General features: G+C 66.2%; 29 protein-coding genes and 3 pseudogenes. 7 read left to right on the top strand and 25 right to left on the bottom strand.

Annotated elements, in window-relative coordinates:
• Positions 1-12 precede the first annotated feature (12 nt).
• Complete coding sequence (locus G6N36_RS13610; protein ID WP_163686970.1) at positions 13-366, top strand: VOC family protein; 354 nt, start codon at positions 13-15, stop codon at positions 364-366.
• Between the two features lie 9 nt (positions 367-375).
• Here G6N36_RS13610 and G6N36_RS13615 read toward each other — a convergent pair whose 3' ends face one another.
• The 9 genes from G6N36_RS13615 to secY all read right to left on the bottom strand — a co-directional run bounded on the left by G6N36_RS13615 (position 376) and on the right by secY (position 8,935).
• Positions 376-1,413, bottom strand: coding sequence for a pyridoxal phosphate-dependent aminotransferase (locus G6N36_RS13615; RefSeq protein ID WP_163686971.1), 1,038 nt, complete (start codon positions 1,411-1,413; stop codon positions 376-378).
• Positions 1,413-2,423: a 3-oxoacyl-ACP synthase III family protein gene (locus G6N36_RS13620; RefSeq protein ID WP_163686972.1), complete on the bottom strand. Its 1,011-nt coding sequence runs from the start codon at positions 2,421-2,423 to the stop codon at positions 1,413-1,415. Before G6N36_RS13620 ends, G6N36_RS13615 begins: the two co-directional genes overlap by 1 nt.
• The gene (locus G6N36_RS13625; protein WP_163686973.1) at positions 2,423-3,094 is read right to left on the bottom strand and encodes an SRPBCC family protein; all 672 of its coding nucleotides are present in this window, start codon (positions 3,092-3,094) and stop codon (positions 2,423-2,425) included. Before G6N36_RS13625 ends, G6N36_RS13620 begins: the two co-directional genes overlap by 1 nt.
• On the bottom strand, positions 3,075-4,805 hold the full coding sequence (locus G6N36_RS13630) for a thiamine pyrophosphate-binding protein (RefSeq protein WP_163686974.1): 1,731 nt from the start codon (positions 4,803-4,805) through the stop codon (positions 3,075-3,077). Before G6N36_RS13630 ends, G6N36_RS13625 begins: the two co-directional genes overlap by 20 nt.
• 48 nt (positions 4,806-4,853) lie before the next feature.
• The gene (locus G6N36_RS13635; protein WP_163686975.1) at positions 4,854-5,588 is read right to left on the bottom strand and encodes an anti-sigma factor family protein; all 735 of its coding nucleotides are present in this window, start codon (positions 5,586-5,588) and stop codon (positions 4,854-4,856) included.
• A complete protein-coding gene (locus G6N36_RS13640; protein WP_163686976.1) occupies positions 5,585-6,109 on the bottom strand; it encodes a sigma-70 family RNA polymerase sigma factor in 525 nt (174 codons plus the stop codon). Before G6N36_RS13640 ends, G6N36_RS13635 begins: the two co-directional genes overlap by 4 nt.
• A 138-nt stretch (positions 6,110-6,247) precedes the next feature.
• Positions 6,248-7,045: a type I methionyl aminopeptidase gene (map, locus tag G6N36_RS13645; RefSeq protein ID WP_163686977.1), complete on the bottom strand. Its 798-nt coding sequence runs from the start codon at positions 7,043-7,045 to the stop codon at positions 6,248-6,250.
• A 7-nt stretch (positions 7,046-7,052) separates the two neighbouring features.
• Positions 7,053-7,601, bottom strand: coding sequence for an adenylate kinase (locus tag G6N36_RS13650; RefSeq protein WP_163686978.1), 549 nt, complete (start codon positions 7,599-7,601; stop codon positions 7,053-7,055).
• Complete coding sequence (secY, locus tag G6N36_RS13655; RefSeq protein ID WP_163686979.1) at positions 7,598-8,935, bottom strand: preprotein translocase subunit SecY; 1,338 nt, start codon at positions 8,933-8,935, stop codon at positions 7,598-7,600. Before secY ends, G6N36_RS13650 begins: the two co-directional genes overlap by 4 nt.
• A 273-nt stretch (positions 8,936-9,208) precedes the next feature.
• Here secY and G6N36_RS13660 point away from each other — a divergent pair, with 273 nt between their 5' ends.
• From G6N36_RS13660 to G6N36_RS13670, 3 genes and pseudogenes are all read left to right on the top strand, one after another.
• Positions 9,209-10,144 (top strand): class I SAM-dependent methyltransferase, encoded by a 936-nt coding sequence (locus G6N36_RS13660; RefSeq protein ID WP_163686980.1) that lies wholly within the window; start codon positions 9,209-9,211, stop codon positions 10,142-10,144.
• Positions 10,141-10,817: pseudogene (locus tag G6N36_RS13665) on the top strand (class I SAM-dependent methyltransferase); the annotation flags it as partial. The gene G6N36_RS13660 and the pseudogene G6N36_RS13665, both read left to right, overlap by 4 nt.
• 177 nt (positions 10,818-10,994) lie before the next feature.
• Positions 10,995-11,501, top strand: a pseudogene (locus G6N36_RS13670) (SAM-dependent methyltransferase); the annotation flags it as partial.
• A gap of 46 nt (positions 11,502-11,547) precedes the next feature.
• Here the strand turns inward: G6N36_RS13670 and G6N36_RS13675 are convergent.
• Positions 11,548-12,876, bottom strand: a complete 1,329-nt coding sequence (locus G6N36_RS13675; protein WP_163686981.1) for a xylulokinase — start codon at positions 12,874-12,876, stop codon at positions 11,548-11,550.
• A 30-nt stretch (positions 12,877-12,906) separates the two neighbouring features.
• Between G6N36_RS13675 and G6N36_RS13680 the strand changes: the two genes are divergently transcribed.
• Positions 12,907-13,884, top strand: a complete 978-nt coding sequence (locus tag G6N36_RS13680) for an NAD(P)-dependent oxidoreductase (protein ID WP_179964781.1) — start codon at positions 12,907-12,909, stop codon at positions 13,882-13,884.
• A complete protein-coding gene (locus G6N36_RS13685; protein WP_276067509.1) occupies positions 13,878-14,531 on the top strand; it encodes an L-fuculose-phosphate aldolase in 654 nt (217 codons plus the stop codon). The genes G6N36_RS13680 and G6N36_RS13685 overlap by 7 nt, the downstream gene beginning before the upstream one ends.
• Positions 14,532-14,557: 26 nt before the next feature.
• Here G6N36_RS13685 and sppA read toward each other — a convergent pair.
• The 15 genes and pseudogenes from sppA to G6N36_RS13760 all read right to left on the bottom strand — a co-directional run bounded on the left by sppA (position 14,558) and on the right by G6N36_RS13760 (position 25,111).
• Positions 14,558-16,316 (bottom strand): annotated as a pseudogene (gene sppA, locus G6N36_RS13690) (signal peptide peptidase SppA).
• A gap of 43 nt (positions 16,317-16,359) precedes the next feature.
• Complete coding sequence (locus G6N36_RS13695) at positions 16,360-16,707, bottom strand: DUF732 domain-containing protein (RefSeq protein WP_163686982.1); 348 nt, start codon at positions 16,705-16,707, stop codon at positions 16,360-16,362.
• A gap of 147 nt (positions 16,708-16,854) precedes the next feature.
• Positions 16,855-17,295, bottom strand: coding sequence for a 50S ribosomal protein L15 (rplO, locus tag G6N36_RS13700; RefSeq protein ID WP_163686983.1), 441 nt, complete (start codon positions 17,293-17,295; stop codon positions 16,855-16,857).
• A gap of 2 nt (positions 17,296-17,297) precedes the next feature.
• A complete protein-coding gene (rpmD, locus tag G6N36_RS13705) occupies positions 17,298-17,477 on the bottom strand; it encodes a 50S ribosomal protein L30 (RefSeq protein WP_083124674.1) in 180 nt (59 codons plus the stop codon).
• 2 nt (positions 17,478-17,479) lie between these two features.
• Positions 17,480-18,151, bottom strand: a complete 672-nt coding sequence (gene rpsE / locus G6N36_RS13710; RefSeq protein ID WP_163735514.1) for a 30S ribosomal protein S5 — start codon at positions 18,149-18,151, stop codon at positions 17,480-17,482.
• 25 nt (positions 18,152-18,176) lie between these two features.
• The gene (gene rplR, locus G6N36_RS13715; RefSeq protein ID WP_179964782.1) at positions 18,177-18,584 is read right to left on the bottom strand and encodes a 50S ribosomal protein L18; all 408 of its coding nucleotides are present in this window, start codon (positions 18,582-18,584) and stop codon (positions 18,177-18,179) included.
• A 2-nt stretch (positions 18,585-18,586) separates the two neighbouring features.
• Positions 18,587-19,126 (bottom strand): 50S ribosomal protein L6, encoded by a 540-nt coding sequence (rplF, locus tag G6N36_RS13720; protein WP_083124668.1) that lies wholly within the window; start codon positions 19,124-19,126, stop codon positions 18,587-18,589.
• A 22-nt stretch (positions 19,127-19,148) separates the two neighbouring features.
• Entirely contained in the window at positions 19,149-19,547 is a 399-nt protein-coding gene (gene rpsH, locus G6N36_RS13725) for a 30S ribosomal protein S8 (RefSeq protein ID WP_014209124.1), read from the bottom strand.
• 91 nt (positions 19,548-19,638) lie between these two features.
• Positions 19,639-19,824, bottom strand: a complete 186-nt coding sequence (locus tag G6N36_RS13730) for a type Z 30S ribosomal protein S14 (RefSeq protein ID WP_163686985.1) — start codon at positions 19,822-19,824, stop codon at positions 19,639-19,641.
• A 4-nt stretch (positions 19,825-19,828) separates the two neighbouring features.
• Positions 19,829-20,395 (bottom strand): 50S ribosomal protein L5, encoded by a 567-nt coding sequence (gene rplE, locus G6N36_RS13735; RefSeq protein WP_083124666.1) that lies wholly within the window; start codon positions 20,393-20,395, stop codon positions 19,829-19,831.
• A 1-nt stretch (position 20,396) separates the two neighbouring features.
• Positions 20,397-20,714: a 50S ribosomal protein L24 gene (gene rplX / locus G6N36_RS13740; protein ID WP_083124664.1), complete on the bottom strand. Its 318-nt coding sequence runs from the start codon at positions 20,712-20,714 to the stop codon at positions 20,397-20,399.
• On the bottom strand, positions 20,715-21,083 hold the full coding sequence (rplN, locus tag G6N36_RS13745; protein WP_083124662.1) for a 50S ribosomal protein L14: 369 nt from the start codon (positions 21,081-21,083) through the stop codon (positions 20,715-20,717).
• Between the two features lie 259 nt (positions 21,084-21,342).
• Positions 21,343-22,056, bottom strand: coding sequence for a hypothetical protein (locus G6N36_RS13750; RefSeq protein ID WP_163686986.1), 714 nt, complete (start codon positions 22,054-22,056; stop codon positions 21,343-21,345).
• 8 nt (positions 22,057-22,064) lie between these two features.
• Positions 22,065-24,416, bottom strand: a complete 2,352-nt coding sequence (locus G6N36_RS13755) for an arylsulfatase (protein ID WP_163686987.1) — start codon at positions 24,414-24,416, stop codon at positions 22,065-22,067.
• Between the two features lie 11 nt (positions 24,417-24,427).
• Entirely contained in the window at positions 24,428-25,111 is a 684-nt protein-coding gene (locus G6N36_RS13760) for a DUF2306 domain-containing protein (protein ID WP_163686988.1), read from the bottom strand.
• A 57-nt stretch (positions 25,112-25,168) separates the two neighbouring features.
• On the opposite strand from G6N36_RS13760, the gene G6N36_RS13765 reads away from it, so the two are divergent.
• The gene (locus G6N36_RS13765; protein ID WP_163686989.1) at positions 25,169-25,867 is read left to right on the top strand and encodes a TetR/AcrR family transcriptional regulator; all 699 of its coding nucleotides are present in this window, start codon (positions 25,169-25,171) and stop codon (positions 25,865-25,867) included.
• Positions 25,868-25,932 lie beyond the last annotated feature (65 nt).

Raw genomic sequence — 25,932 nt, forward strand, 5'->3', positions numbered from 1 at the left:
GGAAGGGAATCTATGTCCATCCAGCATGTGCTCGCCGTCGTGCCGGTGTCCGACCTGCAGGTGAGCAGCCGATGGTACGAGGCACTGTTCGGGCGACCCGCCGACAACAACCCCATGCCCACCCTGGCCGAATGGCAGGTTCTACCGGGCGCGTGGGTCCAGGTCTTCGTCGACGCCGCGCGCGCAGGGTCCGGGTTGCTGAACTTCGCCGTCGACGATCTGCAGATCCACATGGCTGAGCTCCGCGGACGCGGACTCGAGCCGGGCGACGTCACCGGCGCCAGCAAGGGGGTTCACCTTTCGGCGATCACCGATCCCGATGGCAACACGATCAGCCTGATCGGCGGATTCAGGGTCCAATACTGATCCACGCCGTCAGTGCAGCGCAGCCCGCACAGCGCCCACCACCGCACGGGTGGACTGACGGCTGCCGACGGTGATTCGTACACCGCCGTCGGCGTAGCCGCGGACCTTCAGGCCGGTGCCGTCGAACACCTCGCGCCACTGCCGGCCCCAGGGTGGCAGGTATACGAAGTTGGCGTGCGCATCCGTGCTGTACACCCCCATCGCCCTCAGCCGCATACGCAGGTAGCGGCGTTCGGCGGTGATCATCCGGATACGTTGTTCCAGCTCACTTTCCGCGTCATACGACGCGGCGACAGCCACCATGCCGGTGATGGCGATACCGAACGGCTGCTGCATGGTCCATAGTTCGCGCGCCAGCTCGGGCGCACAGAATCCGTAGCCGACGCGTAGCCCGGCCAGCCCATATGCCTTCGAGAAGGTACGCACTACAACGACATTCGGATACCGGACGACAAGTTCAGGACCGTCGATGCGATGGTGTGGCGCGAGAAACTCGACATACGCCTCGTCGAGCACGACGACGGTGTCGGCCGGGATGCGCTGGAGAAACCGCTCGATGTCGGCTACCGGCTCAACAGTTCCGGTCGGATTGTGCGGCCGGCACACCACCACGACTCGGGCCTTCGCGGCGGCGTCGGCCATGGCGTCGAGGTCGTGGTGGCCGTGTTCGTCGAGTCCGACGGTGACCGACTCCAGCCGGGCCATATGGGCGAAGATCGGATAGCCGTCGAACGTCGGGGACGTCATCACCATTTTGTCGCCGGGGCGCGTGACAGCGTTGAGCACCTGCAGGATCACGCCGGTGGCACCGACCCCGATGACGACCTGCTCGTCGGGCACCCCGAGGTGACCGGCAATCAATGTACGAAGCCGCTCGGGCAGGAACTCCGGATACCGGTTGCCCGCATCGATGGCGGCGACCAGCGCAGACCGCACCGATGGCAGCGGCGGGAACGGATTCTCGTTGAGCGACAGCGCCATTGGGTTCACCGCACCGGGCAGCGCGCCCACGGCTGCGTCCGTGACATCGCGATTGGGGGTGGACATCAGCCTCTCCCACCCCACCTGACCGCCGCGGCTCCCGCGAAGTCGCCGGCGTGCGCGAACGCCGACATCATGACGACATCGCCCTTTTTCAGCTGGCCGTCGGTGATGGCACGGTCCAGGTTGATCGGAATACCCGCGGCGAACAGGTTCCCGCAGTCATCAAAAGTATCGAGGTGTCTCGATTTATCCAGCTCCATCGCTTCGCGCCAGTTCCGCAGGAATGCGCGATTCGGCTGGTTGGTCACCAGGAGGTCGAGATCCCTTGGCTTCACGCCGATTCGATCGCACACCGCGTAGGAGACCTCGGGCACCTGTCGGTTGCCCCGGGCCAGCACCTTGGTGATCTTGCTTTCGGTGAACCCGATGCAGCCCTCCCCCGGACCGGCCTGCCACCACTTACGGGGCGGGTCGACCGCGAGCGTCATGTCGCCGGCGAACTCACCGTAGGTGCGGCATTCGATGTCGAGGATCGGTGACCGGTCGGACAGCGTCACCAGCCCCACCGCGGCACCATCGCCGGGCACTGACGCCTGCGCCTTGCGCCGAATCGTCGGCTGGTCGAACGCCTGGCCGGCCGCATTCTGAGCGATCGCTATCAGCGCGGTGCGTCCTTCGCCCGACTCGATCAGGTTGCGTGCCACTTTCAGCGCGAGCACGAACGCCGCACATCCGCCGTTGTGCAGATCGAGAACCCAATTCGGTTTCATCCCGAGGCGATGCGCCATCCCGCCGCCTCCGCCGTAGAACGGCATGTCGGGCATCTGGGTGTGGGTGATCAGGATATCGGCGCCCGCGACGGTGTCCTGGCCGTGGCGTTCGATCAGCCCGGCCGCGGCACTTTCGACCATGTCGATGGCCGTCTCGTCCTCGGCCACATGATGGCGGAACTTCGGCGCCCGGAACATCACGTTGTCGCGCAGGTCGTCGGATTCGGCGAACTGGGCGTAATAGTCGGCGCTGATCGGCTTTCCCGGCAGATACGTCGACACATCGATCAGGCTGACAGTCATCACTTCATCCAATCCGGCTTGACGGCGAGGCCGTGGTGGTGGCGGTACTCGGCGATCGCCTTGAGGTTCTTCAGCTCCAGCAGATGACCGTGGCCGAACATGTCCCAGAAGTCCCCGACCCACACCGGGCGCTTCGGCGGTGCGGTCTCCGGATAGGGGTTCTCGTCGTAGAACGGGTGATGGCAGTTGGTCCACAGCACCACCGAGCCGGGCTTGTCGAACACCAACTGCGCGTCGACGATTCGCATCAGATAGATCATCCAAAGGTGCTTGCCCTGATCCCAGGCGCAGTGGTAGTCGATCGTGCGCGCGTCGGGGTTGGCGACGGTTCGGGTGTAGATCGGGCTTCCCGTGTCGCCGCCGAGTTTGTCGTAGGCCACCCAGAGGCCGGGTTCATCGGTCTGCTCGAACCCGCGCAGGCTGTAGGTCCACTCCTCGAGGCAGCGGGTGTCCGCCAGCCATTCGTAGAGCTCGTCGGGCGGACAGTCGACGTAATCGTTGACGGTGCAGTATGTTCCGAAAACCTCGTCGTGGGGATACACCGACCGCATCATCTCCATGATGATCGGTGTCGCCTTCTCCTTCGGAGACGTTTCGACGCGGATCACGCCGTCGAGGGGGTCGGTGGTGCCCCGGTCGACCGCGATGTCCTCAAGTGCGGGCAGCGACATATGGGTGCTCCTCGTTGGTGTTGTCGGGCTTCTTGTCAGCGTCGGCGTCGTTGCCGAGAAATGCTGCGAACGGTGGGATTTCATCTGCGGAACACTCGATGCTCACGACTGACGGGCCATCCACGCCCAGTGCAGTCTCGAGCGCGGCGGGCAGGGCGTCGACATCGTCGACGTCCACCGAACGCAGTTCCGGGAACATCGCGGCCAGGCCGGCGCCCAGCCGGCTCGGCCCGAACCGGTTGTAGCTGTACAGGTCGCCGTAGAACTGCTGTTCGCGCGTGACGCACATCGCGTGCGCGTGGTTGTCGAACAGTAGGAAGGTGACGGGCAACCTGTACTGCAGCGCGGTGTGAATCTCCATGCCGTGCATGAAGAACGAGCCATCGCCGGAGATGACGACGGTGCGGCTGTGCAGGTCGGCGGCGTTGCCGAACGCCACGCCGATACCGGCACCGAAGCTGTACCCCATACCGCCCATACCCAGCGCGACGATGAACCGGCCGTCACGGCGGACCGGCAGGTGATGTATCGCTGCGGCGCCGACGTTGCCCGCGTCGACGACGACGTCCACGCCGTCGGGCAGCATCCGGTCGAGCAACGTCATCGCGTCGCGATACCGAATCCCCGGCCCGCTGTGCGCGGGTGGGTGCAGCTCCGCGCGACGCGCCGTATCGGGGACCCGGAGCCGGGGCGGCCTGCCGCGGCCTGACAGGGCCGTGGTGAGCCTGGACAACGACCCACGGAGGTCGTCGGTGTGCACATGGGTCCACGGCAGAAAGGGAGCCTCGGCGCCGATCGAGTAGACGTTCGTCGACCGCAGCGCGCGGTCCAGACCGGCGCGCGCCGTCACCGACAGCCGGGTGCCGACCACGAGACACAGCGCGCTCTCGGCGATGGCGGTCGCCACGCTGGGATGGCCCATCACGCCGGTCACGCCGAGGGCGGACGACGAGCCCATTCCCGGTGTGCCCGCGACGTCTTTGGCGTCGGGCACGCATGCCACCCGCGCCCGCAGCAGTGCCCGCAGCTGTTCGAGTTCGGCCCGGGCATCGTCTCGGGCCACCTGCTCACCGGCGATGATCGTGACCGGCCCGTCTACCCGCCGAAGTGCGCGCACGATCGGATGCGGATCACCGGTATGTACGGTGCGCTGGATGATCGAGATCTCGGTGCCGTTCACGGACTCGAGTGTTGCCTGCTGAATATCCTTGGGCAGCAACAGGACTGCGGGCCCGCCCGTCTTCGCCGCGGCGATGGCCTCCGGTAGCGCCGCGACGATGTCCTCCGCGGTCGTCACACGCCGGCAATAGACCGACACCGCCGAGAACAACGCCTGCCCGTCGAGTGCACCGTTACGGCCGCTGGTGTCCTGGAACGCCCCTCGACCGTCGAGTGCCGTCGGGGCCTGCCCGATGAGTGCCAGCACCGGCACCCGGCTCGCATAGGCTTCGCCCAGGCCCGGAACCGTGTTGAGGCATCCGCCGCCCGACGTCGCGGCGACCACGCCCAGTCCGGCGCCGCTGCGGCTGTAACCGTCGGCCATTGTGGCAGCGGAGAACTCGTGCTTGGCCAGCACCGCGGTGATGTCAGCGCGGTAGAACGCAGCGTCGTACAGATCCTCGATATTCGCGCCGTCGACGCCGAAGATGTAATCGACCCCCACCGACGCGAGATACGCGACGATGTGGTCGACAACTCGATGCCTTGCCATATAGAGGACACGAACGGCTACGAGATTCGGTTCACCCCGTGGCTGGAATCACAGCTGCTTTTCGAGCAGCACCTGGCCGGAATCGGGTGAAACCAGTTGCACAGCAGCGATTTCGTCGATCGGGAGGGGCGTGTTCGCGCTGGGTAAGGCGGTCGCGCCCGACAGGCCCAGCCACGTCGCGACCTGGCTCTGACTACCGTCGCGGCCGACCACGACCATCCCCAGATTCTGCGGCGGTGCATCGCGCCTGCCCCAGTCGCCGTACGTGCACGCCATGTCGATGCGGGTACCCCAGCCGTAGCCGGTCAGGCTGATGGTCGCGTTGATCGGTGTCTCGGACACCTTCGACATCTCCATCGCGGATCCGGCGATCTGGTCGGTGCCGGTCCCAAAGCCCAGCGCATCAGGTCGTATGGCGATCACCAGTCCAATGGCCAGCACCGCGGCCGCGGCGGCCAGCGCGGCGGTCGTCATCCAGCGGGAGCGCCTGCGGCTCGCGTTGACGCGATGCAACAACGAATCCAGCATCTGCGGTCGCAAATGCGGCTCGGACTGTTCTCCGTCGAGCGACGCAATGTCGGCCTTGTCCAGTTTGGCGAGCAGCGGAGGAATCTCACCCAGTTCGTCGACGGCGGCGCGGCACCGCGGACACATCTGCAGGTGCGCCTCGTACTCCACGCGCTCGTCGGTGGATAAGGCGCCGAGGACGTAAGCGGCGTCCCACGTCGCATAGCGATCGTCGTCCACCTCGTCACCACCCCTCGGCAGTCCGAACAGTGTCATCTCCTCACCCCCATCTCCTGCAGCCGCAGGCGCAGGGCCCGCATCCCGTAGTGCAGCCGCGATTTCACGGTGCCTTCGGCGATCTGCAGATCGGCAGCGATCTGGGCGGTTGAAGCGCCCTGGTAGTACGCGCGGCTGATGACGGCCCGGTGGTCCTCGGACAGCTGGGCCAACGCCTCGCTGAGCAACATGCGGTCCAGCGCCGTCTCCACCTCATCGGGTCCCGCGCGGTCCGCCGCTTGTTCCACGTCGGGGGTCCCCGTTTCGCTGCGGAACCTCGCGCTTCGTCTTTCGTCGATGACGAGGTTACGCGCGACGGTGAACAGCCACGCCCGCGCGGACCTCTCGCTGTCGCCGGTCACCTCGGGATGGCGCCACGCCCGCAGTAGCGTCTCCTGCACGACATCCTCCGCTCGAGCTGCATCCCCGGTGAGCCGCACGACATAGCGCCAAAGGACTGCGGCGTGCTCCTCAAAGAGCACCCGCATGACCTGGCTTTCTGCGGTCCCGGGGTCGTCCAAATTTCAACCTCCGTTGGTAATACGAGGTTGCGGGTCATCCGGTTCAGTGTCGACGGATTCCCGTCCACCGCCCAGTGTGGACTCGTTGCACGCAAAACGGGCCGAATGTGTGCGGGTAACCCGCGTTCGGCGGGAGGTCTAGAGCGACGTGAGGAGCCGCGGCCCGTCGTCGGTGACGGCCACGGTGTGTTCCCAGTGCGCGGCGCGGGATCCGTCGGCCGTGACGACGGTCCACTGGTCTTTGAGCACAACGGTCTTCGTGGTGCCGAGAGTGAGCATCGGTTCGATGGCCAGCACCGAGCCGGCCGCCAGATGCGGGCCCCGTCCGGGTGCCCCTTCGTTGGGCAGGAACGGGTCCATGTGCATCTGCCTGCCGATGCCGTGCCCGCCGTAGCCGGCGACGATCCCGAACTTGCGCCCGTACCGCTTCTCGGCGGCATGCGACTCGACCTCGATCGCGTGTGAGACGTCGGTGAGCCGGTTGCCGGGCACCATCGCGGCGATGCCCGCCTCCATGGCCTCGCGGGTGGCTGCGGACAGCGCTTCGTCGACGGGAATCAACGGACCGATACCGAAGGTGACCGCGGAGTCGCCGTGCCAGCCATCCAGGATCGCCCCGCAATCGATGGACACCAAATCGCCCGACGCGAGGATGTCGTCCGCGGACGGAATGCCATGCACCACACGATCATTGACCGACGAGCAGATGCTGGCCGGAAAGCCGTGGTAGCCGAGAAACGACGGGGTCCCGCCACCGTCGCGGATCACCGCTTCGGCGATCTCGTCGAGCGCGAGCGTGGACACACCGGGGACCGCGGCTTCGCGGACCGCGGCCAACGCGGACGCAACCAGTGCCCCCGCAGCGGCCATCGCGTCGAGTTCGGCGGGGGTGCGCTGCGGCACGACCCGGCGGCTGCGCAGCCCTGGCAGACCCATGACCGAACTACTTGCCGAGCGCTCGTAGCGCCCGGGCGAACACCTCGTCCAGCGGGCCCACGGCATCGACGGTCTGGAGGTTGTTGTGGGAGTAATACTCCAGCAGCGGCTCGGTCTCGTCCCGGTAGACCTGCATCCGGTTGCGGATGACGTCTTCGGTGTCGTCGGCGCGGCCACGGGCCTTGAGCCTCGTGAAGAGCTCGTCCTCTGAGACGGCGAACTCCAGCACGGCGTCGAGCTTGGTGTTGTGGTTCTTCAGCATCTCGTCGAGGGCCTTGGCCTGCTCGACCGAGCGCGGGTAACCGTCGAGGATGAACCCGGCGGCCGCGTCCTCCTGCTCGATCCGGTCCTCGACCAGTGCATTGGTGAGGGTGCTCGGCACCAGGTCGCCGGCGTCGAGGTAACGCTTGGCCTCGACCCCCAGTTCGGTGCCTTCGTTGATGTTCTTGCGGAACAGGTCGCCGGTTGAGATCTGCGGGATTCCGAGCTTCTCAGAGAGCTTCTGTGCCTGGGTGCCTTTACCCGCGCCGGGCGGTCCGAGTAGAACGACTCTCACTTCAGGAACCCTTCGTAGTTGCGTTGCATCAGCTGGCTCTCGATCTGTTTGACCGTATCCAAGCCGACACCGACCATGATCAGAACCGCAGTACCGCCGAAGGGCAGGTTCTGCACTGAGCCGGTGTTGCCGATCTGCAGGAACAGGTTCGGCAACACGGCGATGACGCCCAGATAGATCGAGCCCGGCAGGGTGATCCGATTGAGCACATATCGCAGATAGTCGGCGGTGGGCGCACCTGGACGGATGCCCGGGATGAACCCACCGAACTTCTTCATCTCGTCGGCACGTTCCTCGGGGTTGAACGTGATCGACACATAGAAGTACGTGAAGAAGATGATGAGCCCGAAATAGACCGCGATATAGGCCGGGTCAGCCGGGTTCGTCAGGTATTCGGCAATGAACCTCGAAAAGCCGCTGTTGGCCGCGTTCGGGTCCCCGCTGGTGATCAGCTGCGTGATGAGGTGCGGGATATAGATGAGCGACGACGCGAATATGACCGGGATGACGCCCGCCTGGTTCACCTTCAGCGGCAGATAGGTCGACGTGCCGCCGTACATCCGCCTGCCGACCATGCGCTTGGCGTACTGGACGGGGATGCGTCGCTGTCCCTGCTCGACGAACACCACGCCCACGACGATGCCCAGCGTCGCCAGGCAGACCATGGTGAACACCAGGCCGCCACGGCTGTCCAGAATGGACTTGCCCTCGCCCGGGATCGCCGACGCGATGCTGGCGAAGATCATCAGCGACATGCCGTTGCCGATGCCGCGCTCGGTGACCAGCTCGCCCATCCACATCACCAGCGCGGCGCCCGCGGTCATCACCAGCACCATCACGACGAGCGTGAAGATGTTCAGGCCGTCGCTCTGACCCTGGATGATGTCGAGCGTGCAGCCCTGCAGCAGGCCACCGTTGGCGGCCAGCGCCACGATGCTGGTCGACTGCAGCAGGGCCAGGGCGATCGACAGGTAACGCGTGTACTGCGTCATCTTCGTCTGGCCGGCCTGGCCCTCTTTACGCAGCTGCTCGAAACGCGGGATGACGACGGTCAGCAGCTGAACGATGATGCTGGCGGTGATGTAGGGCATGATGCCGACCGCGAACACCGAGAGCTGCAGGAGCGCGCCGCCGGAAAACAGGTTGATCAGTGAGTAGACCTGGCCCGAATCGCCGCCGCTGACCTCCGCGATGCACTGCTGAACGTTCGGGTAGTTGACGCCGGGCGACGGAATCGAGGCGCCCACGCGGTAAAGGATGACGATGCCGATGGTGAAGAGGATTTTGCGCCGCAGGTCCACTGTCCGCAGTGACGAGATGAAAGCCGAAAGCACTCTTCCTCCTGCGCAGCCGACCTGTGACTAGCGGCATGCAAATGTGGCTGGTCTGACCAGCGGGTTCTTGGTTAAGTCGGGTGCGACGTCCGTCAGGCGCGCAGCCTGCGAAGTCACGCGTCAAACAGTCTACGAGACTAACAGTTGCAGCTCCTTTGCCCTGCATCCTGCTGCCCCGATGTGCACTCACAGTTCCTTCTCAGCCGGGGAACATACCGTGGGACTCGTCTCGTTATATCCACTAAGTAAATGACTTTCGACTAGGGGCTGATCATGGCTAGGACTGACAACGACACCTGGGATCTCGCGTCGAGCGTCGGCGCAACGGCGACGATGGTCGCCGCGGCGCGCGCGATCGCGACCAAGGCCGACGATGCGCTGATCAACGATCCGTTCGCCGAGCCTCTGGTCCGCGCGGTCGGGGTGGACTTCTTCACCAAACTCGCGAGTGGCGAGCTGCGCGCCGAGGATCTCGACGTCGACCACGCATCCGTGGGAATGGCGCGGATGACCGACAACATGGCGGTACGGACCAAGTTCTTCGACGAGTTCTTCACAGGGGCAGCCTCGTCCGGAGTCGGGCAGGCGGTCATCCTGGCGTCGGGCCTCGATTCCCGGGCTTACCGGCTGGCCTGGCCCGCGGGGACGACCGTCTACGAGATCGACCAGCCCGAGGTCATCGAGTTCAAGACCAGAACGCTCGCGGACTTCGGCGCCAAGCCGTCCGCCGACCGCCGGACCGTCGCGGTGGATCTTCGCTTCGACTGGCCCTCGGCGCTGATCGCCGCCGGGTTCGAGCCGAGCAGGCCCACCGCGTGGAGCGCAGAGGGCCTGTTGGGTTATCTGCCGCCGGAGGCGCAGGACCAGCTGCTCGACACCATCACCGAGCTCAGCGCCGTCGGCAGTCGCGTCGCGGTCGAGAGCACGCCGAGCATCGACACGGCAGACCACGAGAAGGCCATCGAGCGGATGCAGGAAGCCGCCCAGCAGTGGCGCGACCACGGCTTCGAACTCGACTTCGCCGACCTCATCTACCTCGGCGACCGCAACGAAGCGTCGGCATACCTGGCCGATCGCGGTTGGCAGATCACCTCCCAAAGCGTCAAGCAACTGCTGAGCGAGAACGGTCTGCCCCCCATCGTCGAGGACGACGACGATGTCGCCCGATTCGGTGACCTGCAGTACGTCACCGGCATACTCGAGTCATGAGCCGGGCGGACAGCCGAACCGACGGAGACAGCTGGGATTTGGCGTCCAGCGTCGGCACCACCGCCACAATGGTTGCCGCCGCACGCGCGGTGGCAAGTCGTGACGCCGACCCGCTGTTCGACGACCCCTATGCCGCGGCGCTGGTGCGCGCCGTCGGCCTGGACTTCTTCACCAAGCTCGCCGACGGGGAGGTCGAATTGCCCGACGACGGCGAGCCCGGCGGTCCGGCGTTCCTCGCCACCTCGATCGCGGTGCGAACGCGATTCTTCGACGACTTCTTCACCGACGCAGGCGCGGCCGGTATACGCCAGGCCGTGATTTTGGCGTCGGGTCTGGATTCGCGCGCCTACCGGCTGTCATGGCCCGAAGGCACCGTCGTCTACGAGATCGACCAGCCCCAGGTGGTCCGGTTCAAGTCCGCGACGATGGAGTCCATCGGCGCGACCCCGGCCGCCGAACAGCGCACGGTCGGCATCGACCTGCGGGAGGACTGGCCGAAGGCTTTGTGCGCCAGCGGTTTCGACCCACACCAGCCGACGGCCTGGGTCGCTGCTGCAACGCGCAGGACCGGCTGTTCGACGACATCACCGCACTCAGCGCGCGAGGCAGCCGGCTGGCCACCGAGTATCACCCCGACGCCGCCGCCAGCATCGGCGCGCGGCTCAAGGACATGAAGACCATGAGCACCGATCGACCTCGACGAAGGTCGACGGTTCGCAACGTGCGAACGCAGCACGGGGAATGGCAGCGCACGCCATGGTTCGACACAACCCAACTGCCGGCCGCCGCCTGCGCAGGCCGTTCATGATCCGTCGCCGCGAGGACGATCCTGGCAACGCGCGCGCGTGATCGGTTGGCGTGGCCCGCGGGGACCACCGTCTATGAGCTGGACCAACCCGAGGTCATCGCGTTCAAGAGCGACACGCTGGCGCAGTTGGGCGCCGAGCCTACCGCGGACCGGCGACAGATCGCGATCGACCTCCGTGAGGAATGGCCGAAAGCGCTGCTGGACAACGGCTTCGATCCCACTCAGCCGACTGCATGGATTGCCGAGGGATTGCTGATCTACCTGCCACCCGAGGCACAGGATCTGTTGTTCGACCGCATCGACGAACTCAGCGCGCCGGGAAGCCGCGTCGCCACCGAGCACATTCCGGACATCAGCGCATTCTCCGACGAGAGGTCCCAGGAGATCGCGGACCGGCTCAAGAAGTACGGCCACAACATCGAGATGTCGGAGCTGATCTATCGCGACGAGCGCAATGACGTCATCGACTACCTCGCCGCGCGAGGTTGGGATGTGACGGCTCAGACGATGCGAGACGCCTACGCCGCCAACGGGTTCGTATTCCCGTAGGACAGTGCGATGGGCTTCTTCGCCGACATGAGCTACCTGTCCGCGATCAAGCGCTAGGTTCACCTGCCAGTTCGAGGAACCTGGCGTACCGGTCTTGTACCGGGTCGGCCCACGCGGGGTCGGGTTCGACGATGCGGCAGACAGAGGCCCACCGCGCGGCGTCGCCGACGGCGGTTTCGAGTCCGGCCGCCATCCGCGCGAAGAACGCCGCACCCAGCGCGGCGCCCTCGGCGACGCCCGACACGCTCACCGGCAGCCCGGTGGCGTCGGCGATGGCCTGCATCCACGGCGCGACGCGCGTGCCGCCGCCCGTCGCGACAATGCGCCTCGCCCGGGCGCCGCTCATCTCGATGATCTGCCGCACAACGAATCCCGACGCCTCATAGGCGGCCCGTCGCACCGCTGCGCCGTCGTGGGTGAGGTCCAGCCCGTCGAGCACGCCGCGGCGATCGGGATCGTGCAGCGGGACGCGTTCACCGCGCAGGTACGGCGACCACACCGGCACCCGCCCGGGGTCGACGTCGCCATTCGGCGTGACGAGACGGTCCACCCAGCCGAGGAACAGACCACCCGCATTACTCGGCCCGCCGATCTGGAGCTTGCCCGCCGCGGTGTGCGGCAGTGTCCAGAGGCCGGGCACCTCACGGAACTCACTCGTTGTCACCCACACGATCAGAGTTGTTCCGCACAACACCAGTACGTCGCCGTCCTCGTCGGCGCCCGCGACGATCTGCTCGCACACCGCATCGACGGCGCCCGCGGCCAACACGGTGTCGGAGCCCCGCAGCCGACCCGCGGCGACGCCCGTCGTCTTTACCTGCGGCATCGCCGCCGGCTCCGTACCGCACTCGGCGCAGACCGATTCGCTCCATCGCTCGCCGTCGAACAACGGGTAAGCGGTGCTGGCGGTGGAATTGTCGATGATTGCCTCCCCCGCGAGCATGTGATTGGCCACCGCCGCCGCGGGCCAGTACCCGTGGGCGTCGGGTGCCTCCCCCACCGTCCAGCGCAGGAACGCTTCTGCTTCACCGGAGAGGAACGTGGTGTCCGGGCCTGCGTCTCGTCGACCGCGGACATCACCATAGAGCAGGCCCGGGGTGAGCGGACGCCCGTCGACGTCGACGGCCGTCAGGGACGGCACCATCGCGGTGACCGCCAACGCCGAGGCATCGGGCCGTCGCAATTCGGCAAGTGCCGCCAGCGGTCCCCGCCGCCACGCCTCGTCGGCGTCGTGTTCCAACTGATTCGGTGCGGGCACCAGCAGTCGATGGGGGATCCGGACCCGCGCGGCCACCCGACCGTCCTCGTCCGCGGCCACCGCCTTCACGGCCGTGGTACCGATGTCGATGCCGATAGTGACCGCTTTGGCTGACACGGGCGCCACCGTACGCCAGCATGTCCATACGTGAGCAGACTTCGCGCGCTCGTGACCGCACCACTGCGCGGTCCCGGCCTCGACAAGCTGAACCGACTGGTCGACGTCGTGTACGACCCGTGGATCGAGCTGCGCCCGCTGCGGATCTACTCGGCCGAACAGCTCGCCGAGCGTGCCACCGCCGAGCGCGCCGACATCCTTGTCGTGGAGGCTGATTCGGTGAGCGGGCCGGTACTCGATCTGCCGTTGCGGGCGGTCGCGTCCACGCGCGGGGACCCCAACAATGTCGACGTCGCCGCGGCGACGGCGGTCAAGGTGCCGGTGCTGAATACGCCCGGCCGCAATGCCGACGCCGTCGCGGAAATGGCGATCGCACTGCTCTTCGCGGCGACCCGTCAGGTGCTGACCGCCGATGCCGACGTCCGCGCCGGAGAGGTGTTTCGCGACGGCACCATCCCCTACCAACGGTTCCGGGCATGGGAGGTCGCGGGGATGACGGCCGGGCTGGTGGGTCTCGGCGCCGTGGCCCGAGCGCTGCGCTGGCGACTGCAGGGGCTCGGCCTGACGGTGATCGCCTACGACCCGTACAACGACGAGGCCACCCACAGCCTCGACGACCTGCTCGCCGAGGCCGACGTCGTCTCGCTGCACGCGCCCGTCACCGACGACACCGTGGGCATGATCGGCGCCGACCAATTCGCGAAGATGCGCGACGGCGCGGTGTTCCTCAATACTGCTCGCGCGCAACTGCACAACACCGATGCACTGGTCGAGGCGCTGCGCGGTGGCAAGCTCGCAGCGGCCGGGCTGGACCACTTCGTCGGCGAATGGCTGCCGGTCGATCATCCGCTCGCGGCGATGTCCAACGTCGTGCTCACACCCCATATCGGCGGCGCCACGTGGAACACTGAGGCGCGGCAGGCGCAGATCGTCGCCGACGGCCTCGAGATGCTGTTGTCCGGACGCACGCCCGCGCACATCGTCAACCCGGAGGTGCTGAAATGGTGAGGTACGTCGCCGACCCCGAGGACGCGGTGCTCAACGCCGCCAAGGACATGCTGCGTCGAGGCCTCGTCGAGGGCACCGCGGGTAATATCTCGGCCAGGCGCGAGGACGGCAACATCGTCATCACGCCGTCGTCGGTGGACTACGCCGACATGGTGCTGGACGACCTCGTCCTCGTCGACCCCGAAGGCGCTGTGCTGACCGCCAAGGACGGTCGCAGCCCGTCGACGGAGATGGCGCTGCACCTGGCGTGCTATCGCGCATTCGACGACATCGGCAGCGTGATCCACAGTCATCCGGTGTGGGCCACGATGTTCGCGGTCGCCCGTCAGTCGATTCCGGCCTGCGTCGACGAGTTCGCCGTGTACTGCGGCGGCGAAATCCGGTGTGCGGAGTACGCGGCGTCGGGAAGTCCCGACGTCGGCGACAACGCAGTGAAAGCGTTGCAGGACAGGGCGGCAGCGCTGATCGCAAACCACGGGCTGGTGGCGGTCGGCCAGCGCCCCGACAAGGTGCTGCATGTCACCGCACTGGTGGAGCGCACCGCGCAGATCGCCTGGGGCGCAAGGGCTCTTGGCGGGCCGATACCCATTCCCGACGAGGTGAACAACAACTTCGCCATGGTTTACGGCTACCTACGCTCCAACTGAGGTCCACACGCGGGGACCGCGCTCGCTCAGAAGCGATACTCGCCCGACCAGAGCGCACTGATGCCGGTCAGTGACCGCTCGGTGGCCGAGCACCCCGGCCACCGAGCGGCCGACGAGGACGGCCAAGGCCTCGGGCACCGACGCGGCCGCTGGCTGCGAAGACGGCTTCGGCCTCAGCATGTCCATCAGCGACGAGCCGGGGTAATTGACCAGGCGGACGTCGTCGTCGGGATGAAGGCCGGCCAGCACCTTGGCGCGGTTGACGGCGGTGCGGAACCCGCCAAGTTCGTCGACGAGGCCGTGCTCCAACGCGTCGGCCCCGGTCCACACGCGACCGCGGGCAACGGCATCGACCGCGTCGACGGTCATCTTGCGACCCTCGGCGACGCGCTCGACGAAGTCGGAATAGGACAGATCCGCCTCCGCCTCCACTAGCGCGTGCTGCGCGTCGGTGAAGGGCTGGTTGATCGACCAGGCGTCGGCATTGGGGTTGGTGCGCACCGACTCCGAGCCGACGCCGAGGCGTTCTTTGAGTTCCCGTGCGACCAGCTTGCCGGTCACGACACCGATCGAGCCGGTGATGGTTCCCGGGTTGGCGACGATCGCATCAGCGGCCATCGACACGTAATAGCCACCTGATGCCGCGACCGCACCCATCGACGCGACGACGGGTTTGCCGCTGTCCCGCGCCTTGATCACCTCGCGCCAGACGGTTTCCGACGCGGTGGCCATTCCGCCACGACTGTCCACGCGCAGGACGATCGCGGAAACGGAATCGTCGACCGCCGCCTCGCGCAAGGCCGCGGCGATGGTGTCACCGCCGGCGCTCGAATCGCCGAACGGCAGCACCTGTGGTCCACCCCGGCCGCTGACGATCAGACCGTGCAGGGTGACGACGGCGATAGCCGGCTTACGTTTGCGACCCGGCACCGGCGGCACCGGCGAGGGCCGCGAAGCGGTGGCTTTCGCGTACCGCGACAGGTACAGCCGGGGCGGCGCATCGTCAGACGCGCCAACGAGTTCGGCGATTCGGTCATACGCCTCGTCGCGGAATCCGATTCGATCGACCAAGCGACCGGTGACCGCGTCGTCGCGTAACAGTGGTGCTCTGTCCGCGAGCGCGTCGACTTCGGCTGCTTCGATACCGCGCGACGCGGAGACCGCCTGCCGCACTTGGGCAAGCAGGCTTTCGATCATTCTGGTGTCAGCCTCACGGTGGGCATCGGTATAGCTGTTCTGGGTGAAACGGTTTGGGGCCGACTTGTATTCGCCACGCGCGATGTACTGAGGCTCGATGCCCGCCTTGTCGAGCGCATCGCGCAGAAACGTCGCACCGGTTGCGAAACCGACCAACCCGACCGTGCCTGAGGGCTGCATCCACACCTCGCGGAACGCCGAAGCGAGGTAGTACGACAGCGTGCCCGGATAGGTCTCGGCCCACGCGAGCGACGGCTTCGCGTCACTGAACGTCGAGATCGCGTCGCGCAACTCCTGCACCGGACCCGGCGCGGCCGCGCTGAGCTGGACGCGCGCGATCAGCCCGGCCACGCGCGAATCGTCGGCGGCGCGGTGGATGGCGGCGACGGCATCGCGCAGCACCATCGGCCGGTTGCCGACGGTGATCATGGCCAGCGGGTCGAATCCACCGGTTTCCGGTGGCGCTGCCATCAGGTCGAGCTCGAGCACGCACCCGCCGGGTACGCCGTGATGGCGGGCCGTGTCCACCCGCCTGCCGAGCGCACGTACGTCGTCGATTCCAGGGATGCCGGGCAGAAATGCGAACATCCTGTGAGCCTACCGACGCGAAATCGGGGCCGGCCTTCTGCGATCAGCGGCCCAGGTACCGGGAGAACTGCGGGCAGTAGATGTTCACCGAGGCCCGCATGAAGCCCACGGCCTGTTCCTTGGTGAGATTGCTGTTGACCAAGGACTGGAGGATGCCTCGGACCAACGGAGGCGGGTTGGGATTGCGCGCCATTTCCCGGGTCATCGTGTCGCAGACCTGTCGGCCCTGCGCCGGGATATCTGTTTCGGGGCCGACGGTGATACCCAGGGAGCTCACGGCCTTCTCGAACTGCTCGTCGGCGTCCTGCGCGTGCGCGGACGCGGCGCTGCCGAAGACCGCGAGGCCGGCGCTGACCATCGCGACAGCGATGGCACGACGGACAGTGGTCATGTCTGCTCCTGAACTTTCGGCACGCGCAATGTAGATCGCACCCGTGATCCGATGCGTTACCGAATCCGATGAAACGCAAGAGCCCCCACCGTAACGGCAGGGGCTCTTGTCGACAACTGGACCTACAGCTCGGCGGCGGGCCGCCAATCAGACTTCGGTCGCGGATCCACCCGCAGAGGTGATCTTCTCGCGTGCGCTGCCGCTGAACTTGTGAGCGGTGACGTTGACCTTCACGGTCAGCTTGCCGTCACCGAGCACCTTGACCAACGTGTTCTTGCGCACCGCACCGGAAGCCACCAGTTCGTCGACACCCACATCGCCGCCCTTGGGGAACAGCTTGTTGATGTCGCCGACGTTGACGACCTCGTATTCGGTCCGGAACCGGTTGCGGAAGCCCTTGAGCTTCGGCAGCCGCATGTGGATGGGCATCTGGCCACCCTCGAACATCGCCGGGACGTTCTTACGTGCCTTGGTGCCCTTGGTGCCACGACCGGCGGTCTTGCCCTTGGAGCCCTCACCGCGACCCACGCGGGTCTTGGCGGTCTTCGACCCCGGCGCCGGGCGCAGATCGTGCAGTTTGATAGTCATTGCTAAACCTCTTCTACCTCAACGAGGTGGTGGACGGTCTTGATGAGTCCACGGGTCTGGTCGTTGTCCTCACGCACCACGGACTGCCGGATCTTGCGCAGTCCGAGGGTCCGCAGGCTCTCGCGTTGCTTCCAGCGCGCACCGATGGTGCTGCGCACCTGGGTGATCTTGAGCTCTGCCATGGTTACGCCGTTCCCTCACGCGCGGCCGATGCGGCCAGCGCCTCGGCTTCACGCCGCGCCCGCAGCATGCCTGCCGGCGCCACCTCCTCGATGGTCAGGCCACGCCGGGCCGCCACCTCTTCCGGACGCTGCAGCAGCTTGAGCGCGGCAACGGTGGCGTGTACCACGTTGATCGCGTTGTCGCTGCCCAGCGACTTGGCCAGGATGTCGTGCACGCCGGCGCACTCCAGCACCGCGCGAGCCGCACCACCGGCGATCACACCGGTACCAGGGCTGGCCGGGCGCAGCATCACGACGCCCGCCGCCGCCTCGCCCTGCACTGGGTGCGTGATCGTGCCGCCGATCAGCGGCACGCGGAAGAAGCCCTTACGCGCTTCCTCGACACCCTTGGCGATGGCGGCCGGGACCTCTTTGGCCTTGCCGTAGCCGACACCGACCATGCCCTTGCCGTCGCCGACGATGACCAGCGCGGTGAAGCTGAACCGCCGGCCACCCTTGACCACCTTGGAGACGCGGTTGATCGTCACGACGCGTTCGATGTAGTTGCTCTTCTCGCCGCCGTCGCGACCGCCACGGCCGCCGCCGCGGTCGTCGCGACGACCACGGCCGTCGCGGTCACCACGACCGCCTCCGCGGTTGTCCTGCGCCGGAGCGGCGCCAGCCTGCTCGGCCATCATGCAGTCCTTCCGTAATCAGTCATTAGAACTTCAGCCCGCCTTCGCGCGCTGCGTCAGCCAGTGCCGCGATGCGCCCGCCGTAGGTGTAACCACCTCGGTCGAACACCACCGCCTCGATACCCGCAGCCTTCGCGCGCTCGGCGATCAGCTGACCGACCCGCACGCTGTGGGCCTTCTTGTCACCCTCGACCGCACGCACGTCCGCCTCGATCGACGACGCGGCGGCCACTGTGGTGCCGTCGAGGTCGTTGATCAGCTGCACGTGAATGTGCCGCGACGAGCGGTTGACCATCAGGCGCGGCACCTCGGCCGTGCCCTCGATCTTCTTGCGCAGTCGGGCGTGCCGACGCAGCCGCGAGACACGCCGGGCCTCGGACACGCTCTGCCCCACCGGCTTACGCGACGACGCCTCAGTCTTAGAAGAAGCCATTTCTACTTACCTGTCTTTCCGACCTTGCGGCGGATCTGCTCACCCTCGTAGCGAATGCCCTTGCCCTTATAGGGATCGCTCTTGCGCAGGCGGCGGATGTTCGCCGCGATCTGGCCGACCTTCTGCTTGTCGATGCCGGAGATCGAGAACTTCGTCGGTGTTTCCACCGCGAACGACACGCCTTCGGGGGCGTTGATCAGCACCGGATGGCTGTAACCCAGGGCGAACTCGAGGTTGCTGCCCTTGGCCACCACGCGGTAGCCGACGCCGAAGATCTCCATCTTGGTGGTGTAGCCCTCGGTCACACCCGTGACCAGGTTGGCGATCAGCGTGCGCGACAACCCGTGCAGCGAGCGGTTTTCGCGCTCGTCGTTCGGACGGGTCACCACGATGGCGCCATCGTCGTCGCGCGCGACCCGGATCGGTTCGGCCACCGCCAGCTCAAGAGTTCCCTTGGGACCCTTGACCGACACGTTCTGGCCGTTGATCGTGACATCGACTCCGGCGGGAACCGGAACCGGTTGCTTTCCAATTCGTGACATGGTCTTTAGGCTCCTATCCCCACTACCACACGTACGCGAGGACTTCGCCGCCGACGCCCTCTCGGGCGGCCTGACGGTCGGTTCGCAGACCCGACGACGTGGAGATGATCGCCACGCCCAGACCGCCGAGCACGCGCGGCAGATTGGTGGACTTCGCGTAGACGCGCAGACCGGGCTTGCTCACCCGGCGCAGTCCCGCGATGCTGCGTTCACGGCTCGGGCCGTATTTCAGTTGCACCACAAGCGACTTGCCCACCCGGGCATCCTCGGTGTGGTAATCGGAGATGTAGCCCTCGCTCTTGAGGATCTCGGCGATGTTGGCCTTGATCTTCGAGTGTGGCAGCGACACCTCGTCGTGGTACGCCGAATTGGCGTTGCGCAGACGTGTCAAGAAGTCTGCGATCGGATCCGTCATGGTCATGACAGCCGGTTCACCTTCCTCGCGGCGGTTCCCCCCGAAAGCTCTTGGGGCCTACCGCAACCTTTTTGATGTGGTTTGTAGTTGTGGGCCGTTACCAGCTGGACTTCTGCACGCCGGGCAGTTCGCCGGCATGCGCCATCTCGCGCAGGCAGATCCGGCAGAGCCCGAACTTGCGGTAGACCGCGTGCGGGCGACCGCACCTGTTGCACCTGGTGTAGGCGCGGACCTTGAACTTGGGCTTCTTGTTGGCCTTGTTGACCAGAGCCTTCTTTGCCATTTGCTCAGTTCTCCTTGAACGGGAAGCCAAGTGCACGCAGCAGCGCGCGGCCTTCGTCGTCGTTCGTCGCCGACGTGACGACGGTGATGTCCATACCCCGGGGGCGATCGATGTCGTCGATGTTGATCTCGTGGAACATCGACTGCTCGTTGAGCCCGAAGGTGTAGTTGCCGGTGCCGTCGAACTGCTTGGGGCTGAGTCCGCGGAAGTCGCGGATACGCGGCAGCGCGATCGAGGTCAACCGGTCGAGAAACTCCCACATCCGGTCGCCGCGCAGCGTCACCCGCGCACCGATCGGCATGCCTTCACGCAGCTTGAACTGTGCGATGGACTTGCGGGCCTTGCGAATCTCGGGCTTCTGGCCGGTGATCAGCGCCAGGTCGTTGACCGCACCGTTGATCAACTTCGCGTCGCGGGCGGCGTCACCGACACCCATGTTCACGACGACCTTGACCACGCCGGGGATCTGCATGACGTTGGCGTAGCCGAATTCCTTGAGCAGCGCGTCCTTGATCTCCTCGCGGTAACGCTGCTTGAGGCGGGGAACGGTCTTCTCTTCAGTGGAGGTCATCTCAGATGTCCTTGCCGTTGGTCTTGGCGATACGGACCTTCTTGCCGGTCTCTTCGTCCGTGCGGTATCCGATGCGGGTGGGCTTGCCGTCGGAGTCGACGACCATCACGTTCGAGACGTGAATGGCGGCCTCCTGCGTGACGATGCCGCCCGACTGCGCGCCGCGCTCGTTGCGCGAGATCGCGGTGTGCTTCTTGATCCGGTTGACGCCCTCGACGAGGATCTTGTCCCGGTCCGGGTACGCCTGCAGCACCTTGCCTTTGGCGCCCTTGTCTTTGCCGGAGACGACCAGAACGGTGTCGCCCTTGTGGACCTTCATCTACAGCACCTCCGGGGCAAGCGAGACGATCTTCATGAAGCGCTTTTCGCGCAGTTCACGGCCGACGGGGCCGAAGATGCGCGTGCCGCGCGGGTCGTTGTCGGCTTTGATGATGACGGCGGCGTTCTCGTCGAACTTGATGTAGCTGCCGTCGGCGCGACGACGCTCTTTCACGGTGCGCACGATGACGGCTTTGACGACCTCGCCGCGTTTGACGTTGCCGCCCGGGATGGCGTCCTTGACGGTCGCCACGATGATGTCGCCGATGCCGGCGTAACGCCGCCCCGATCCGCCGAGCACGCGGATGCACAAGATCTCCTTGGCACCCGTGTTGTCGGCGACCTTCAGCCGCGATTCCTGCTGAATCACTAGATCTCCTCGACCTGGGTTGTATGCACGCCAGATACCGACCTGACGTACGCGGTCTTGCTGTCACCGAAGAGCACGCGGGGATTTCCCGTCAAGGAGATCCGAGGTCTGCCCAAGGCAACCCGTTGATTCTAGGTGACGACCTGCGAGGAACCAAATCGCCGCTGGTCGCCGACGCAATGTCACGCTGAGAGCGTCGTCGCAGCTATATGTGCACGGCATCGCTCTCAGGCTGACATTGTGATCGCCCGGCAGAGCATCAAGGCATTTCGATGGCGAAATCGTCCATCATCGGCGAGGTGAACGGGTCGAAACCCGCACCGGATGGTCCCTGTACATGCACCGCCACCAGGTAGTCGCCTGAGTTGGTCCACACGTGCGCGATGCGATCGCCGAATTCCACGGCCTGCTCAGGAGTTTCCGCCCACGAGCCGAGCAACTTCTGACCGCTGTATCCGCACAGGTCCGCGGGGAGCACGCTGAGGCTGCTGACCGCCGAAGCCGCCATCGCATCGTCTGCGTACTGCTTGAAGGCCGCCGCGGGGTCCAGCGTCGTCCTGGCGATCGTGACCGTGGCCCACGTCCCGTCGGGGCCGGTCAGCTTCGCTCCGACGTCGCCGTCGGCCTGCTCCGTCGACCAACCCTGCGGCAGCACGACCGTGATCCTGGGCGCCCCGGGATCCGCGACGGCTGCTGTCACCCCCTCCTGCGCAGGATCGGGCCCTTGGCAGGTGACCGTGTTCGGCGCGACCGAGGTGCGGGTGGTGGGCACGACGCCGGGTTCGGTGAGGTCGGCCTCCGGCGTGGGGATGGCCCGCGTGGTCTGCGTCGACGTCATCGTGACCGACGCCGCCGTTTCGGCGACGGTCTCCCCGCCCTCGGCGACAGGCTCACCTTCACTGGTCTTACCGCAGGCCGATACCACCAGGACTGCCGTGCACAGCGCGGCGAGTACCGCCGATCGGGTTCTCATCGGTTTCGTCAGTCCTTCGCGAAAGCGCGGGCGAACTCGCGCTCCAAATCCACATAGGGCTGACCGGACACGTCAACGTTCACCTGGGCGATGGTGCCACCTGTGAACGCGAACGGAGCCCGGTAAGCCCGCGACACCGGTGATCCGGTGTTGCGACCGACGCTCAGGGTGGCCCCGGCGAGACCGAAGGTGCCGGGGTGTACCCGCACGCCCGTCCTCGACGCCACTTCGGTGTCGTCGATGTACAGCGCGGCGTCGCCGAGCGGGGTGTGGCTGCCCTCGACCGTTCCGGTGCGCGTGTACGCAGCCCCGAACGTGTGCGTCCCCTGCGGAACCGGCCCGGGCGACGACAACACCTGCTCCTCCTCGCCGAGGAAGTTGTAGATGTAGTGCAGCCGCCCGTCCTGGATGAACAGAACGTGGCCGCCGTGCGCGCCGCCGTGCTTGAACAACACGCCCTCCGCGCCTGTCGTGTCGATCGTCACCTCGGCGATGACCGCGAAAGTCCGACCCTGGATCTCCGCGGCCGCTCCCATCCCGACGTCGGCGGTGCCCGGATAGTAGAAGTACGACTCTCTGGTGCCGGTCAGGTAGGGCCGCCACCGTCCCAGCGTCTCGATGATGTTCAGATCCGAGAGCGGCAGCCCGTTGTACTTCTGCGCCTGGCTGAACCACAGCGCCTTGAGTTCCTCGAGCTTGTCCGGGTGCTCGGCGGCCAGGTCGTGGCATTGGCTGCGGTCGGCCTCGATGTGGAACAGTTCCCACCGGTCCTTGTCGAAGTGCGACCAGCCGGCAGGCGAGGCGGCGTGCACGGCGTTGGCGAACCAGCCGTCGTGCCAGATCCCGCGCGTGCCCAGCATCGCGTAGAACTGCGACTCCTTACCCGTCGGCGCATCCGGATCATCAAGGGCCACTTTGAAACTCACACCGTCCAGTGGCTTCTGGTTGATGCCCTTGACCACCAGAGGAGGATCGATCCCGAGCAGGTCGTACACCGTCGGGGTGATGTCGCAGACGTTGACGTAGTTGTCGCGAACCTCACCGTGTGCGGCAATGCCCTTCGGCCAGGAGATGATGGCCGTGTCGGCGATGCCGCCCTCGTGCGACGCGTACCGCTTGTACAACTTGTACGGCGTGTTGAACGCCATAGCCCAGCCGATCGGATAGTGGTTATAGGTCTCCGGCCCGCCCAGGTCGTCCATGAGCCGCAGACCTTCTTCCACGGTGTCGACATAGCCGTTGAAGAACTTGACCTCGTTCACCGATCCGTTCGGTCCGCCCTCACCGCTGGCACCGTTATCGGAGATGACCACGATGATGGTGTTGTCGAGTTGGCCGGACTCCTCCAAATAGTCCAGGATCCGCCCGATTTGGTCGTCGGTGTAGCTCAGGAATCCGGCGAACACCTCGGCCATGCGACAGAACAGCCGCTTGTCGTCGTCCCCCAGTGAATCCCACGGCCGCACGGTGTCTCCAGCGGGCCACGGTTCGCCGTTGGGCCCCTTGACATCCGAGTAGGGATTGATCGGCGACAGTTCGGTATCGGGCGGAACGATCCCCAGACGCTTCTGGTTCTCCAGCACGATCTCGCGGTAGCGCTCGTAACCCATGTCGAAGGTGCCCGCGTAACGGTCGGACCACTCTCTGAAGACGTGGTGCGGCGCGTGGCCGGCGCCGGGACAGACATAGGAGAACCACGGCTTGTCGGGCGCGATCACCTTGGCATCGCGGATGAATTCGATTGTCCTGTCGGCGATGTCCTTCGACAGGTGGTAGCCGTCCTCCGGCAGTCCCGGCGGCGCGACGGGGTGGTTGTCGTATACGAGTTCGGGATACCACTGGTCGGTTTCGCCGCCCATAAAGCCGTAGAACCGTTCGAATCCCCGCGACAGCGGCCAATGTCGTTTGGTGGAGGCGAGATTGGACTCCTCCAGCGGCGTCAGGTGCCACTTACCGATGCAATAGGTGTTGTAGCCCTTCTCGGCGAGAACTTCCGACAGCAGCGCGGTGTCGTTCGGGATGCGCCCGTTGCAGCCGGGGAAGCCGTCGGTGAACTCCTCGATGGTCGCCATGCCGACAGTGGTGGCGTGACGTCCCGTCAGCAGCGAGGCCCGCGTCGGCGAACACAGCGCGGTGGTGTGAAACTGCGAAAGCCGGACTCCGCGCTCGGCGATGCGGCTCATCGTCGGCATCTGGACCAGACCGCCGAAGCAGTCCCACGTCGCGATGCCGGTGTCGTCCCACACAAGGTAGAGAACGTTGGGCGCATCCTCGGGCGCCGTCGGCGCGGCGTAGGGGCCCCAGTCGGGTTCCGAATCCCGGATGTCGAGTTCGATTCTGCCGTTGAATTCGGTCGCCATGGCCGGGGAGATTACCCCGGTGATGCGAGCTCAGACTGAGAAACCGGCGACGACGGCCCGTGCGGTTTCCGCGTGAGCCACCATTGGACGGTGGCCAGCGGGATAGTCCAGCCCAGCCAAGCGCCAAGCCCGGCCACGAACCACAGATAGTGCTCCTCGTTGCCTTTAAAGACACTGTCCCGCAAGGGCTGCAGGGAGATGAAGAGCACCGGTGTCCAGATCCGGTTGGTGATCGTCGAGAGCGCGACAGTGGCGCTGCGCACCATATGCCTGCGATGGTCGGCGAATCGCCGCTGTCGTGCCGCCGCAAACCCGTTGATGGTGAACCACAGCCACACCGCGCCCAGCAGCACATTGCTGCCCGCCAGCAACGGGCCGAACGGCGTGGCGGCGCCGATCACCATCGCGAATACCGCTGCGGGGATGGCCGCACCGACGTACACGCGCCCGGTCCGACGGTGCAGCACCGGGTGGCGGCTGCGCAGCCGCGGCCAGATCTGCGCGACGGCGGTGATCATCGCGACGCTGCCGAACATCACGTGAGCCACCAGCAGCGGATAGTGCAGACCGAAGGTCGAAGGCACCCTGGTGCCGCCGGCGAAGTAGGGCGGCAGCGAGAACAGCAGAAATGCCGCGACGATCGCGGCGAGAACCGGGGTCAGCCTTCCCGTCCGGGACCGGGATGCGTATGTCATACGCATAAAGCGTACGGCACACGCAATGCGGTGCGCAATCGTTTATGGTGGCAACAAATGAGCGATCCCCTACCCCGCGCTCTGGAGATCTTGTGGCATGAGCCGAGCCCATCCGCGCGATCGCGCGGGCTGAGCCGCGAGCGCATCGTCGAGGCGGCCGTCGCGCTGGCCGACGCCGACGGCCTCGCCGCGCTGTCGATGGCCCGATTGGCCGAACGGCTCGGCTGCGGCACGATGTCGCTGTACCGGCACGTCGCCAACAAGGACGAGTTGGTGACCTTCATGCTCTCGACGGCGTCGGGTCCGCCACCTATCGTCGACGCGGCGGATTGGCGTGGCGCCCTGACGGATTGGGCCACGGGCCTGTGGGACATTTACCACCGGCACCCGTGGGTGCTATCGGCTGCGGCGGCCGGCCCGCCTGCCGACCCCGGCCAGTTGGCGTGGCTGAACGCCGGGCTGGCGGCACTCGGCCCGACCGGCCTGTCCGAACGCGACAAGCTCGCCGCGGTGATGGCCGTGCTGCACTATGTGCGCGGCGCGGCGGCGCTGCACATCGAGGCGGCACACGTCGAGGGCCCGCGCTACCCCGATCTGCTCCGCCGGTTCGTCGATGCGGAGCGGTTCCCGGCACTCGCCGCCGCCGTGGCGGCCGGTGTGTTCGATGCAGCCGACGAGGATCACCTCGCTGATTTCCACTCGGGCCTACGGCAGCTGCTCGACGGCGTGGCAGCCAGGATAGGGGCGGACGGTTGACGTCTGCCGTCCGGTTTGTGACGTCGGGGTATCGGCAACACCGGTAGCCATGCGGGAAAGTTGCC

It is taken from the genome of Mycolicibacterium gadium (genome assembly GCF_010728925.1).
Classification (GTDB): domain Bacteria; phylum Actinomycetota; class Actinomycetes; order Mycobacteriales; family Mycobacteriaceae; genus Mycobacterium; species Mycobacterium gadium.